The sequence below is a fragment of the Pseudoalteromonas sp. SD03 genome, from assembly GCF_040937955.1.
Taxonomy (GTDB): Bacteria; Pseudomonadota; Gammaproteobacteria; order Enterobacterales; family Alteromonadaceae; genus Pseudoalteromonas; species Pseudoalteromonas tetraodonis.
Genome location: NZ_CP162515.1, coordinates 718,726 through 732,299 on the forward strand (window position 1 = coordinate 718,726; position 13,574 = coordinate 732,299).

Consider the following 13,574-nt stretch of genomic DNA (forward strand, 5'->3'; position numbering starts at 1 on the left):
TTTTAAAATTTATGCAAAAAAAAATCCCTTGATAACAATCAAGGGATTTAATAGTTATAAAGCAGACTGTTGTTATTTGTGTAACAACTGTACTCTTCTATAAACAAACAAAGCGGCTAAAAGTAATAAGAAGAAACTGAAAGAACCTCCTCCACTTTTATCACCTTCTTTAGGTGTTGCAAGTGCTTCAGGTACATTATTAATAGTAACGATAACACTTTGCTCTGTCTCCCCTTCACCATCAGAAACACTAAGTTTAAAGCCAAGTTCACTTGTTACAGATACATTTGGCGCCATAAACGACAATGTACTTGAATTAACATTTTCAATTGCGACTTCTATACCTTGTGTTTGAACCCATCTGTAAGTAAGTTCAGATGACTCTTTGTCTGTCGCAGTTGCTGTAACGCTAACTTCTTTACCCTCATCAACCGATAAAGAAGATGAGCTCAACTCAACTGCTGGTAATTGATTAACGTGCATAAAGGTCACTGTATATATCTCTGTAAATTGCTCGTAACCATCTGAGATTAATAAAGTGATATCTGTAGTGAACGTTTGCTCTATTTCACCTACAGTCAGTGTCGCTTTACTGTCTGTCTCTGAAGGCGTCAGTGATAATTGAGGATGATCAATACTCCACTCAAAACTTAGTAGGTCACCATCAGGGTCTGTTGTTCCTGACGCATCAAGCTCAATAGTTGTAAGCTCTTCAATTGTTGCTGGAATTGTTACATCTAAAACTGGCGCTTGGTTTAAGCTTTCTTCAGCTAACTTAGCAACTAATTCAATCTCACCATTAACTTGACCGTCTAAGTCAAATTCACTGCCGTCTGTTACTGCAAAAGTAAAGCAACCTGAACAAATTTGCTCGTAGACGTTACCAGTTAGCATTGAAACCGACTGCCAGCCTGTATTAGATAACAAACGAATTTGCATCTCTGAACTTAAAATAGAGTTAACGTACTCTGGTATCGCAATTTCAGACGTACCCGATGAGTTTGAAAGAGTAATGTGAATATTTACAATATCACTTTTAGCTTGAAAGTGAGGTTCTGCAATGTCTAAGCTATCAAAGTAAGTACTTAAGTCTTGCTCTGAAATAGACATATCAGCAATCATTTGCGTTACAGTAGCCTGTTTAATATCACCTACTGACAAATGATTAAACTCATCGATGCTACGAACCATATCGCCTGAATCTAAAACAGCTGAGTGCGTAATAGAAGAGCTATCTAAGTAATCAACAATGCCGTCTTTATCGCCATCACTCACACCTTCTTCAGCATCAGAAATACCATCACCATCAGTATCTAACTCAGGATCATTGAAAGTAACTGCGTCAATCACACGTAAACTAATTTGATCCGTTGCAACAGCTTCGCTATTTTGTTTTATAGTGAATGCAATGTCTAGATTGTCAGAATCTGTAAGTAATTGAGGCGTAAATGTAATATTCCACTTTGAGGGACCAATTTTATTTACAAAGTAATCACCTTGTGAAGATAGCTGGAGCTCTATTGAGTTATCACTTGCTGCACTAGGTAAATTAACTGCATGAACATCAACAATAAAGTCTGACGAATCGCGTTGAACTATCTTGCTTATTACTTTTCCATTCTGATATAAATTAGTAATGAATTCAGGTTTTGCAGTTTCATTTAGAAATACTAACTGGCTAGTATCATTTCTATCAGTAAATGAGCTGCTTCTCGTATTAATGCGAATATTCGACGCATTTTCAAAGAACTCACGTTCTAGCACTACCTTGACAAGACCATGCTGATTTGTAGATATATATTTACTAGTATTATTTCCAATCAGATCAAAGCTTACTGAACCGTAAGGGCTTTTACCACTTATGAATACATCAATAACCGCATTACCATCTTGGTAAACATAGGTAGTAGGCTGGATACTAACCTTAGGAAAAACACGAGCATTTATTTCACCTGTAGAAGTATTACCCGCTCCATCAGCGGCAGAAACAGGAATTAAAGTATCCCCCGTTCTGAACACAAAGTTACTATCAATATCGATAGTGGCCACATCCGATACACTATCGTAGATAGCATTAGAGTTAAATAATGCCGCTTTTATGTCATCAATTGAGCTGCCATAAACATTAACTGAGTAATAGTTTTGTATAACAGGTGGCGTTGTGTCAACCAAGGTTACCGTTTGAATAGCCGTAGTTTCGTTACCAACATAATCACGAGCAACCCATGTAATTTGATGTTCACCAAGGGGCAAGTAAGACCCAGAAGCAGCATAAACATAAGGTTCTAAATGTCCGTTATCAGTTGCCTCAGGAACAAAAATATTTGTAAGGTTAGTATTTTGAGAAGTTGCTTCAAGAGTAATAGGCTCTAAACTTGATACAAAAACAGGGGCTATATTTTCACCCAAACTAGAATCAGTTGGGTGGCTATCTTCACTATCTTGCACACCGTCGCCATCTGTATCTGTAGAAAGCGGATTACTCGACATCTGATACTCGTTTAAGTTAGATAAACCGTCGTAGTCTGGATCATTTGATGCATCATAAGAGTCAAGTGCATTTAGTCCATTCTGTGCTTCCCAATAGTCTGGAATACCGTCGCCATCAAAGTCACTAACTACATCCAGCTCAGCAGTCCATGAGATATTATCAACTGAAAAAGGCATATCTGCTAAGTAAGGGCTTTCGTATTTTACCTTCACAATATTAAAACCATCATTTACAGGAATTAACAAACGAGAGCGATAATGCTTAATATTGTACTGAGTACCGTTAACACTAATTTGAAATGACGAGTTACTGTTTGAAAAGTAATCTAAATTAATGAACCCCGCCTCAAATAACCCTGCAATTGCAAAGCCGCTTATACTACCTGCTGGAGAAGCATTTAGGCTTAAGCTTGATGTACCATCCGTAGACCAGTTGGTATTAAGCTGCCATTGAGTAGAGTGCTCTGCAAGCTCAGTAAACATAGCTGGCAAAAGCCCTTCTTCAAAGCTTTCATTTAGCTGAGAAAAAGACTGCACAGTTGATGTTGCGTCATTAGCAAGGCTTTGCCCATAGAACTCTTGGATATTAGTATAACCATCAGCATCAGAATCTAAACTCGCATCTGAAGGGTCAAGTGGTAGCAAGCCATTAATAACTTCATAGCCATCACTTAACTCATCAGAATCTGTGTCAGATGAATTTGGATTTGTTCCTAGGTTATACTCATCAAGGGCTGAAAGGCTGTCAGCGTCTTTGTCAGATAGTGCATCACTTGCATCAAAACGATTTAAACCATTTAGTAGTTCCCAATAGTCTGGCATTTGATCGTTATCAGTATCGGTTTGATCACCGACTGGAAGCATAGCAAAATTATCAAGCCATACTGCATCAGCATCAGTTGATACTGATCCGTCTTTGGTATATTTGAACTCAATCTTATGCACCCCTTCACTAATATTAACTAAAAATGAAGTTGGTTCAGGTGCGTCCAAATTTCCACGTTCAGCATTACCAATAACTTCTTGACCATCTATAGTCACGATAAAAAAGTCACAACACGCTTCAGAATCAATCTTATAATCGAACGCTAAAACCCCTTCTTCAAATAAACCCGTGACGGTAAACCCGCTAAACTGAGAATCAGTGATGTCTCCCGAGCGAATACTTTGTGAGCCCTGTGTGGCAAAGTCGTTTGTGATAAAAAACGGCGCACTTGAGTCTACTGACTCAGTCATCCATGTTGGAAGTGTATCGCCTTCGAATGACGTTGTGATATTTAAAACAACAGGGTAAGAAGTATCTGACTGAGGATCTGTATTTGCTTGATACTCTGTGAAGTTAGTAAATCCATCATTGTCAGCATCTTGTGACGCATCAGCGGCATCTGTAAGATTTAGACTGTTGTTATACTCCCACCCATCAGGCATTAAATCGCCATCAGTATCTGAGTTGTTAGGTAAACCGTTATTTAAAAACTCAAGAAGGTTAGATAAACCATCGTTATCTAAATCAAGCGCTGAGTCGTCAGTATTTATATCCAAACCATACGATAATTCCCACATATCTGACATACCATCACCATCAGAGTCAGGGAAACTAGGCCCAATGTATAAATTATCGATAAATACAGCATCTAAACCTTCAGACACTATAACGTCTTTAGTGTATACAAACTTAACTGTATTAAACCCAGTAGGTAATGGAAAAGAAGCCACCTTCCAATCAGTTAGGCCTGACTCATCAAGAACTAGTGTGTCGTTAATATAAACTTTAAAGAAGTCATAATTTGCTTCAGTTTCCAATAAGTAGTTAAAGTTAACAAAACGTTGTTCGTCACTTATAAATTGAAATTCAACACTCGTTTGTTGCGAATCAGTAATATCACTGTTAGTTAACACTAAGCCATCGTGGCCGTCATAATCAGTAATAAACCAAGGCGTTTGAGGGGTTGAAGAAACTAAAAATTCAGGGACAACTGCGTCATCAAAATTATAAGTAGTTTCAGGAAAAATAGAAGGTTCAGAGTTTGGATCAGTTGGGTCGCTGTTGCCATAGTACTCAATTAAGTTAGCCCAGCTATCGGAATCAAAATCAAGTTCTGCATCAGCTGCATCGAGTGGATTAAATGAAAAAGTGACTTCCCAGCCATCTGGCATACGATCGGAATCTGAATCCACGTTGTTAGGCAACGTCATGTAGACGTTTAATTCATCGTAATCAGATAAACTATCAGCATCAGTATCAACTGAGTTTGGAAGAGTATTTGCTAAGTATTCTTCCAAGTTAGAAAGACCATCTTGGTCCAAATCTAAGTTGGCATCATCGGCATCTGAAGGGTCTAGTCCGTATAACAGTTCCCAGTTATCATCCATTAAATCTGAATCAGTATCGACAAACTTAATATTATCGCAAATAACTTCTACTTCATTAAATGCTGAAATTACATCAGATGCATTATAACGTAGGTCAATTGCAGAGTTGATTGCACCACATGCACCATCGATAAAACCACTCGAGCTAACCCAGTAGTTTTGATTTGCTTTTAGCATTATTTCAAACGCTTTTTGAGGATCCCAACCATCAGTATTTGAAAGCAGGAAAAAAGCACGGTTAAAAACACCACTACTAAAGTGAACATCCATGCCCGGATAAAAATCGCTGGCTTTATCAATAGAAACACCATCTAATGAAGGCGTTTCAAAGTAACGAAGAGCTGGCTCTACTTTTGAAATATCCGCCCCTGATAACCAGTCGGTTTCACCACGTAAAAAATACTCTGCAGTTTCACCTGCCATATCAGAGAAAGACTCGTTAATTCCGCCTGATTGATTAGAGTAAATAAGATTGGAGTTTTGACTAGTAAAGCCATGGCTAACCTCATGAGATACAATATCAAGAGAAACCAGCGGATAAAACCTATCAGCGCCATCACCAAAGGTCATTGCTTGGCCATTCCAAGTGGCATTTTCCCAGTTATCACCACTGTGAACTCGCATTAACAATTGAAATGTAAGCGGTGCAGTGTTGTACCATTGTTGATACATATCAAAAACTGCAGTTCCAAATGCATGAGCGTCATTTAATGGGGAAAAAGCACCATTTATTTCCTTATGCGTATTACGATTACATGTGAATGAAAAGGCTTCACTTGGCTCAGAGCCCGATTCCATAGTGACTGTTTTTACTTTGTCATTTTCTAAAAAACAAGTATCGCCAACTTGGGTAACATTAAATGCGTCTTTATCTGTACCGTATTCATATTGGCCAATCTTTTGATTACCACCAGGTCCTTTACCGTCAACACTTTGAATATTATCCCACAGTTCAAAAATCTGATAAGTCGATTCACTTATTAAACCTATTGGCATTTTTTCAATGCCATTCTCAGTTACTTTGAGTTCAATTAAGCGAACATAGTACGCTTTTCCATCATGAATATAAATGTAGCGCTTATTATTTATTATTTCACTCTCTAGTGAATCATCTAATTTAGACTTAGTCAGCAACGATTTAACCGCTTTTAACTCATCAAAAGTAGCGGTCGCTGTTTTATTCAAAGATGCGAAGTTAATGTTTTTAGCAAAAAAACCACTAATATGTTCAGAGTTAGACTGAACTCTAATTTGCTGACCCCACACTGGAACCCCAGAAAAGTATTGCTGCATCTTTTTAGAAGATGCATTAACTTGTTGTGAAAGGCTCAATTGAGGTTGCTTTAATTCTACAAAATAAGAACTTGCAGAAGATGTATTAGCAATAGAAGGGTTTTGATTTAAAAGTTGCTTAACTTCTTGGGTGGATGATTTGTTTATTCGCTGTGAAACAGCAGCTTGGGAACTTAGCGTGTTCAAAAAGCAAAATGCTATCAATCCTGATGAAAGTGTTTTATACATAACATTCCTATGTCGTATATTATAATTATTCAGTGTTTATTCATTTAAAAACGTTTAAATGTAACATATTTGATAATGGAGAGTCATTCAAAAAACTAAATAAACAGGTACAATTGTTAACTAATGTAAGAGGTAACTAAATAATTAATTGAAACCGTGATTTGAATTTTAAGGATGCAAAAAATAAATGATAAAAGAACAAAGAAACTGCATAGAAAAATTAAATATCCACGCAGTTTTATGTTTCAAAAAGTTGTTAAGAATTATGCAATATTAACGTCTTACTGCCAATATTTTGCAAATAATTGCGGGTAATTTTGTTTTAAAAACTTAGGTTTGTCTTTAAAGCGCTTACCTTTAGGTTGGTCAAGCCCTGATGGGATAAAGGGTAACTCATCGTCGTTACGCTCTTCGTATAACAAACCTGCAATTAGGTCATACTCATCTAAATACGGATAAGGTTGCTCGTTTAAAAAATAAAGCGGCGTGCACTGAGCCAGGCTATCTGGGTTTTCTAGTGCAGCTTTAAATACGGCTTCACCACGAGAAATTAACCAACAACGAAATTCTGAAAAACCATATTCATCATTACAGCCCGCCATAACAAACGCGGCACCAAATAAGTCCCAAGTATAACTTTGACGCATACAAATACTAAACTGCTTATCAAATTCAATTAATTGCTCATCTGATAAGTCACTCAGTGCCGACTTAAGCAATTGGCACACTGAGTCAGGCTCTGCGGTTTTATCTTCAACTGTAACCAGTCGCCAAAAATCAGTTAAGGTTAACTCACTCATGCAATGATCTCTTTTACCCGACCCACTTGGCCGTCTTCTAATTGTACTTTTATTCCGTGCGGGTGATTAGGTGACTTGGTCAATAAACGCGACACAATACCGTTGGTTAAAGTACCACTGCGTTGATCTTGTTTAAGCACAATATTAACCTCTGTGCCTGGCGTTATTTGCGAGCGTGTTGGAACGGCCATATTTAATCTCTATTACAATTTTTTGCGATTATAGCCTGCTTAATAGAATCTCTCCATATTAAAGCTTTTACTAAGACCATAAATGCCAAATACAGCTTAAAATGAGGGATAATTAAACAAAAACACAGTACCTATTTTTACTGCTTAAGAAATGAAATAGCATTGTTTTTTATATGAATATTTAAACTAGCTAATGCATTACAAATAAGCTGCACAATGTAATCTAGCTGATTTTTTTGTTTTGCATGCTCTAGTGCAATAGCATCAATAAAATAACAACTTACAGTAAACTTAGAAGGTAAATTGTTTAAATCAACCGAGTGAGTAAGAAAGCTAAAGCCCTCAACGTTATCTTTTATTTGCTCGCAAGCAATTGTTAATTGTTGACGAATACGTTTATCTAGCTGCTTTTGGGTTTTGGTCATCGTTTATTGCTGCTCGCGAGCTTGTTGTTCTTTAAATTCTTTGTAACTGTCTTGCTGTTGTTTAACACACTCATGGTATTCCTTATCTGCCATGTAGCTGCATTCACCCAACCGCGCTGATTGAATTTCATGGTAGCGGCTATCGCTGCTACATCCCGCTAACACCAATAATGCGGATAACGAAAATAGATATTTTAACTTATTATTTAACATTCAAAATTCCTACTATTTTAACGGGAAAACTACTGATTTTCGTTATTTTTGCTGTATATTGCACTGGTTTTGTATTTATAACCGTTAAGGGCACGTTATGATGTTGTCGCAGTTACAAGAGCTGTTCCAGCGTATCGATAAAAGTAAACTATTTCAATCATTTGTTATTGCAGTTATTGTTATTTCTGCATTGACCGTGGGCGCACATACTTATTCATTGCACCCAACCGCCGAACTCGTTCTACATTGGATGGATATAGGCATAACGGTATTTTTCTTAATTGAACTGATTATTCGCTATATTGCCAGCAAAGGTATCAAGGACTTTTTCTCCAAAGGTTGGAACATTTTTGACTTCATTATCGTGATCGGAAGTTTATACCCCGCGGCAGGCTCTACTATTTTTATTGCTCGACTGCTGCGTATTTTCCGCGTGTTACGATTAGTCTCAATGATCCCAGAACTGCGCTTATTAGTAAATTCGCTAATTAAAGCAATACCGCAAATGGGCTACATTGCGCTACTCATGTTCGTTATATTTTATATTTATGCCGCCACTGGCAGTATGTTGTTTGCTGATATAAATCCGGTACTTTGGGGCGATGTGTCTATTTCTATGCTCACCCTGTTTAGAATAGCCACCTTTGAAGATTGGACTGACGTCATGTACGAAACCATGGCCGTGTACAAATTAAGTTGGATTTTTTACCTAACCTTTATCTTTTTAACTGCATTTGTGTTTTTAAATATGATGGTTGGCGCTATTTTAGAAGTGATGAGTGAAGAGCATCGCAATGCACGCGAAGAGCAAGCCGATATAGACTCACTCCCTGCCACCCAAGGCCAAGTAAACGAATTGAAAGCACAACTAGCAGAATTAAAAGAACTACTTAAAAATAAGTAGCAGGGATAAAAAGGGCATGCATTTGCTTGCCCTTACACTTTAAATTTACCCACCAACCCCGTTAAAATTGACGAAAGACGATTCATTTCGTTGCCGTTTTCACTGGTGGTCACGGCAATATCACTCACCTCATCAGCCGCATTTTTAATTTCAGTAACATTGCGGTTTATATCTTCAGCTACATGTTGTTGCTCTTCAGCAGCGGTGGCTATTTGGGTATTTAAATCGCTAATATGAACGATAGATGCCGTGATCTCACTAAATTGTTGCTGCGCCGAATGCGCAAGCTCGACAGTTTTATTAGTGGTTTCTATACTGCGTTGCATGTCTTTAGATACCTTAGATGACATAGTACGTAGTTTATCAAGCTGTGAAGCCACTTCTTCGGTTGACTCAGCGGTTCGTTGCGATAACGCGCGCACTTCGTCGGCCACCACAGCAAAGCCGCGTCCGTGCTCACCGGCACGTGCAGCTTCTATCGCAGCATTTAAGGCCAATAAGTTAGTTTGTTCTGAAATACCGCGAATAACACTGAGTATCGACATAATGTTTTCGCTTTCAGTATCTAGCTGAGTAATATCTGCTGAGGCATTGTTTATTACCTCACATAGCTGAACCACACTTTCCACAGTTTGTGTAATAACCGATTGCCCCAAATCTGATGCTTGCTGTGTTTGAACAGCCAAATCCGCTGCATTTGCACAACTGCTAGACACTTCGTTCGCGGTGGCAGCCATTTCATTAATAGCCGTAGCTGCCATCTCTAAAGCTTGTTGCTGTTGGCTGGTGGAGCTTGTTAATTGTGCAGCTTGCGATGAAGTTTGCGATGAGGTTTTACTTACATTTTGCGCGCACTCATTAATTTGAGTTACCAGCTCGCTGATCAAGTTTAAAAATAAATTAAAGCTGTTAGCCAGTTTAGCGGTTTCATCTTTGGTTTTTATTGTTAAGCGTTGGGTTAAATCACCGCCACCTTGCGATATTTCAGTTAAGCCATCACTCACTTCAACAATAGGGGCTGATATTAATTTAGAAATATAACTCGCTATAGCAACAAATACGGCAATTAATATCGCACTAATAACCAATATGGTATAGGCCATAGTATTCGCCGTGCTCATCACTTCGGCTTTTTCTACTACCCCAATAAACTTCCAACCTAAGGTAGCAGAGGTATGAATATTAGCCATATATTGTTTACCATCTATCTCTACATCAAACAGCCCTTGGGTATTTTTAGCTAAGTCGGCGTATTTCCCCCCCTCAAGATCTGCTAAGTTTTTAAATCGGTAATCTGGATGTTTAACATCCACCAGCACACTGCCACTATCTTCAATTAACATTAAATAACCGGTTTCGCCTAATTTAATATCGGCAATAATATCGGTAAGCCCGCCTAATGATACATCCATTCCTTGGGCGCCAATTAATTCCCCGTTATCAATAATCGCTTTAACCGTAGATACAATAACTAAATCATCAGCGGCCCAATAATAGGCATTAGTACGCGTTGTTTTACCATTAGCCGCTTTTGCTGCCATATACCAGGGGCGCTCGCGCGGATCATAATTGGCGTTTACTTTCCCCATGGGCCATTGAATATACCCTCCTTGTTCGTTCCCCATGTAGATATAAGCAAGTCCTGGGTGTGTTTGGCCAAAATGGTCAAACAAGCTATATGCAGCTTGCTCTGTTGGGCTTTGATTAGGATGGTTAAGCATCACTGAGTTGGAAGCATCCATATGGGTTTTAACATTGGTGCGTGCGTTTTTAATGGTGGTGTGGGATGCTAAATAATCAACATTTTTGGCAATTTCGGCAAAAAACATCGTAATAGCGTTGTCTACTTGGCGCGCTTCTCGCTCACTCAATTGAGAAAAATTATCGAGTGCTTGCTCCCTCGTTTGCGATATAACAATAGCAGCAATTACAAACAAAGGCAGTGCGATAGCTGATGCAAAAGACAGCTTTAATTTTTTTGATATATTCATGTAGTTACATCCCAAGAAGCTAGATAAAATATAGTCTTGGAATATGTATTGAGCAAGAAATTAGCAATTATTTAAACATCACTCATTTAATCTTCAACCAATGACAGTTAAGCGCCTGTTTACTGTTTGTATGGTCACCATAAATCATGAATATCATTTAATTAATAAAGATGGGAGGTTACTTTTCAAATAGTTCACTCAAGGACTGTGGTTTATGGATAGCATAACCTTGAACGTAATCGACTCCCATTTGTTTTAAGATAGACTTAATTTGCTCGGTTTCGACAAATTCAGCAATTGTCTTCATCCCCATAATTTGACCTATTTCATTAATAGCTTTAACCATAGCATGATCTATTGGGTCACTTGCGATATCTTTAACGAAAATGCCATCAATTTTTAGGTAATCAACTTTAAGATTTTTAAGGTACCCAAACGATGATAACCCACTACCAAAATCATCAAGTGCGAAACGACATCCAAAATTTTTCAGCTTATTAATAAACTTTCCTGCAAGCTCTAAATTTGAAATAGCTGCCGTCTCTGTAATTTCAAAACAAATTTTATGACTGTTTACCCCTAGCGTTTGTAGTTGCTCAATAATAAAATCAAGAAAACTCTCATCAGTCAGCGATTGCCCTGAAAGATTAATAGAAACAAAGTTAATATTTTTAAGAAAAGCAGCGTTACGAACAATTAAACTAAAGGCGTTTTTAACAACCCACCTGTCCACTTTTACAATTAAATGATAACGCTCGGCTGCGGGTAAAAATGCACCAGGCGATATAACATTATCATGCTCATCAATCATTCTTAGTAACAGTTCGTAATGTTTATTTGAATCTCTGGTCAGTGGCTCAATTGCTTGCGCATACAGGCGAAAGCTGTCTTCATCAATCGCGTATTGAATGCGGTTTACCCACAGCATTTCACTTTGCCTTTGTACCAATTCTTTATCGTTTTCATAATGTACGTGAATACGATTTCGCCCTTTATCCTTTGCAATGTAGCAGGCAACATCGGCTACTTTTAACACTTCGATAAAGTCGAGTGCTTTTTCTGTAATTTGCATTAGCCCTATACTTGCACCAATACGAAAACTTCGCCCTTCCCATATAAATTGAAAGTCCTCAATAGCGCTTTGAATAGAGAGTGTTATGCGGTGCGCATCACTAAACGAGCAATCCTCCATTAAAATAGCAAATTCATCTCCGCCAAGGCGCGCCACTATGTCTGATTGCCGAACAGCTTTTTCCAGAATAAAACTAAGTTGGCGAAGTAATTCATCACCCGCTGAGTGACCGCAAGTATCGTTTACAACTTTAAATTGATCGAGATCCATATAACATAAAGCATGAACAGGCCGGTTATGAGCAGGAACAGCAAGTAGTAACTCTGTTCGACGTTTAAACTCTCTGCGGTTTAGCAACCCCGTTAGTGAGTCATGAGTAGACTGATAACTGAGTTTTTCCTCTGATTTTTTTCGTGCTGTAATATCAATATGAGTACCGACTAAACGGGTGATCTCCCCTTCTTCACTTTCAACCATGAAAGAACGAGATAAAATATTGATATAATGGCCGTCTTTATGGCGCATTCTAAATTCGACTTCATATTTTTTTATTTTCGCATCTATAAAAGATTGGATCTGCGCAAGCGTTTGTTCTAGGTCGTCAGGGTGTAATAAGCCTTCCCAGGTTGAGAAATGATCAACCAGCTCGTCCTCTGCATAACCTAACATTGATTTCCAGCGGGGTGAGTAATACATTTTATCGTTGGCTATATCCCAATCCCATAAGCCATCATTTGCGCCTTGCATAGCTAAACTCAAACGCTCTTCATTGGCTAGCGCTTTTTCTTTTTCGAGAATAAGTTCTTTATGTTGCTGCTCTAATGAAAGAGTCATTTGCGTCAATGAGTCAGATAATATATTTATTTTACTATTTGCCTGCGTTAAATCAGTAATATCGTAAAAAATCACCAAATACATTTGCTCAAAATCGGTTAAGGGCGCACAGCTGGCAAGCACGGTTCGTTGTGCACCATTTTTGCAATGTACATCTAACTTTATAGGTTCAAAGTCGGTATTTGTTTTTTTTGCTCGCTCAGTGTTTTTTTCCCATGAACTAATCACCCATTCACGGTATTTAGGGTTTGGGTAGGCTTTGGGCCACCAATCATTTAGTGTGGGAATATCGCTAAGTTTATAACCATAAAGCCTTGTAAACATGGGGTTTACATTAATAATATTTCCATATACGTCATTTAATGCAAAAGGCAAAGGCGAGGAATTAAAAATATTTAAAAAGATATGGCTTTGGGCTGAGCTTGTTTCTAGCTCAGATATTCGAGAATGTGCGATAGCTAATTCAGACTGAAGTTGCTCAATGCTATTCATTTATGCTTCCCAAGAATATAAATATCATAAAAAACCTGTAGTCAGGTTTATGCGTAAAACTGGCGAATAAATGCAACATTTAAATAGCATTTTGCGATGAAATTATTATACAGAGTCAAACGAGTGTTTAGTTGAGCATTGATAGTAGGCATTAAAACGGATTTAAGCAACTTATCATAATTATTAGGTAGTTATACGATGTTGCAACGTAAAATTATCACGCCTATTTTATAAAAATAACCATGCTATATTCAGGTATGAGAGATGG

At 37.9% G+C, this 13,574-nt stretch carries 8 protein-coding genes; 1 reads left to right on the forward strand and 7 read right to left on the reverse strand.

Translation table 11 applies throughout. The features are described 5' to 3' along the window. Positions 1-72 precede the first annotated feature (72 nt). From ABZP26_RS19515 to ABZP26_RS19535, 5 genes are all read right to left on the reverse strand, one after another. The gene (locus ABZP26_RS19515) at positions 73-6,384 is read right to left on the reverse strand and encodes a M4 family metallopeptidase (RefSeq protein WP_368485727.1); all 6,312 of its coding nucleotides are present in this window, start codon (positions 6,382-6,384) and stop codon (positions 73-75) included. Between the two features lie 281 nt (positions 6,385-6,665). Next, complete coding sequence (locus tag ABZP26_RS19520) at positions 6,666-7,184, reverse strand: DUF4240 domain-containing protein (protein ID WP_368485728.1); 519 nt, start codon at positions 7,182-7,184, stop codon at positions 6,666-6,668. Continuing rightward, the gene (locus ABZP26_RS19525; RefSeq protein WP_008468098.1) at positions 7,181-7,375 is read right to left on the reverse strand and encodes a YwbE family protein; all 195 of its coding nucleotides are present in this window, start codon (positions 7,373-7,375) and stop codon (positions 7,181-7,183) included. Before ABZP26_RS19525 ends, ABZP26_RS19520 begins: the two co-directional genes overlap by 4 nt. A gap of 137 nt (positions 7,376-7,512) precedes the next feature. Beyond that, entirely contained in the window at positions 7,513-7,800 is a 288-nt protein-coding gene (locus ABZP26_RS19530; RefSeq protein WP_368485729.1) for a hypothetical protein, read from the reverse strand. Positions 7,801-7,803: 3 nt separating this feature from the next. Beyond that, entirely contained in the window at positions 7,804-8,013 is a 210-nt protein-coding gene (locus ABZP26_RS19535) for a hypothetical protein (protein WP_013463335.1), read from the reverse strand. Between the two features lie 100 nt (positions 8,014-8,113). Here ABZP26_RS19535 and ABZP26_RS19540 point away from each other — a divergent pair, with 100 nt between their 5' ends. Then, a complete protein-coding gene (locus tag ABZP26_RS19540; RefSeq protein ID WP_174818639.1) occupies positions 8,114-8,917 on the forward strand; it encodes an ion transporter in 804 nt (267 codons plus the stop codon). 32 nt (positions 8,918-8,949) lie between these two features. On the opposite strand, the gene ABZP26_RS19545 is transcribed toward ABZP26_RS19540, so the two are convergent. Together ABZP26_RS19545 and ABZP26_RS19550 are read right to left on the reverse strand one after the other, a co-directional pair. Next, a complete protein-coding gene (locus tag ABZP26_RS19545) occupies positions 8,950-10,908 on the reverse strand; it encodes a methyl-accepting chemotaxis protein (RefSeq protein ID WP_335674816.1) in 1,959 nt (652 codons plus the stop codon). Between the two features lie 178 nt (positions 10,909-11,086). Further along, complete coding sequence (locus ABZP26_RS19550; RefSeq protein WP_096039100.1) at positions 11,087-13,306, reverse strand: bifunctional diguanylate cyclase/phosphodiesterase; 2,220 nt, start codon at positions 13,304-13,306, stop codon at positions 11,087-11,089. Positions 13,307-13,574 lie beyond the last annotated feature (268 nt).

Bases quoted from the DNA above. Each gene is read 5' to 3' on its own strand.
- ABZP26_RS19515 (WP_368485727.1), bottom strand. From the start codon at position 6,384: ATGTATAAAACACTTTCATCAGGATTGATAGCATTTTGCTTTTTGAAC.
- ABZP26_RS19520 (WP_368485728.1), bottom strand. From the start codon at position 7,184: ATGAGTGAGTTAACCTTAACTGATTTTTGGCGACTGGTTACAGTTGAA.
- ABZP26_RS19525 (WP_008468098.1), bottom strand. From the start codon at position 7,375: ATGGCCGTTCCAACACGCTCGCAAATAACGCCAGGCACAGAGGTTAAT.
- ABZP26_RS19530 (WP_368485729.1), bottom strand. From the start codon at position 7,800: ATGACCAAAACCCAAAAGCAGCTAGATAAACGTATTCGTCAACAATTA.
- ABZP26_RS19535 (WP_013463335.1), bottom strand. From the start codon at position 8,013: ATGTTAAATAATAAGTTAAAATATCTATTTTCGTTATCCGCATTATTG.
- ABZP26_RS19540 (WP_174818639.1), top strand. From the start codon at position 8,114: ATGTTGTCGCAGTTACAAGAGCTGTTCCAGCGTATCGATAAAAGTAAA.
- ABZP26_RS19545 (WP_335674816.1), bottom strand. From the start codon at position 10,908: ATGAATATATCAAAAAAATTAAAGCTGTCTTTTGCATCAGCTATCGCA.
- ABZP26_RS19550 (WP_096039100.1), bottom strand. From the start codon at position 13,306: ATGAATAGCATTGAGCAACTTCAGTCTGAATTAGCTATCGCACATTCT.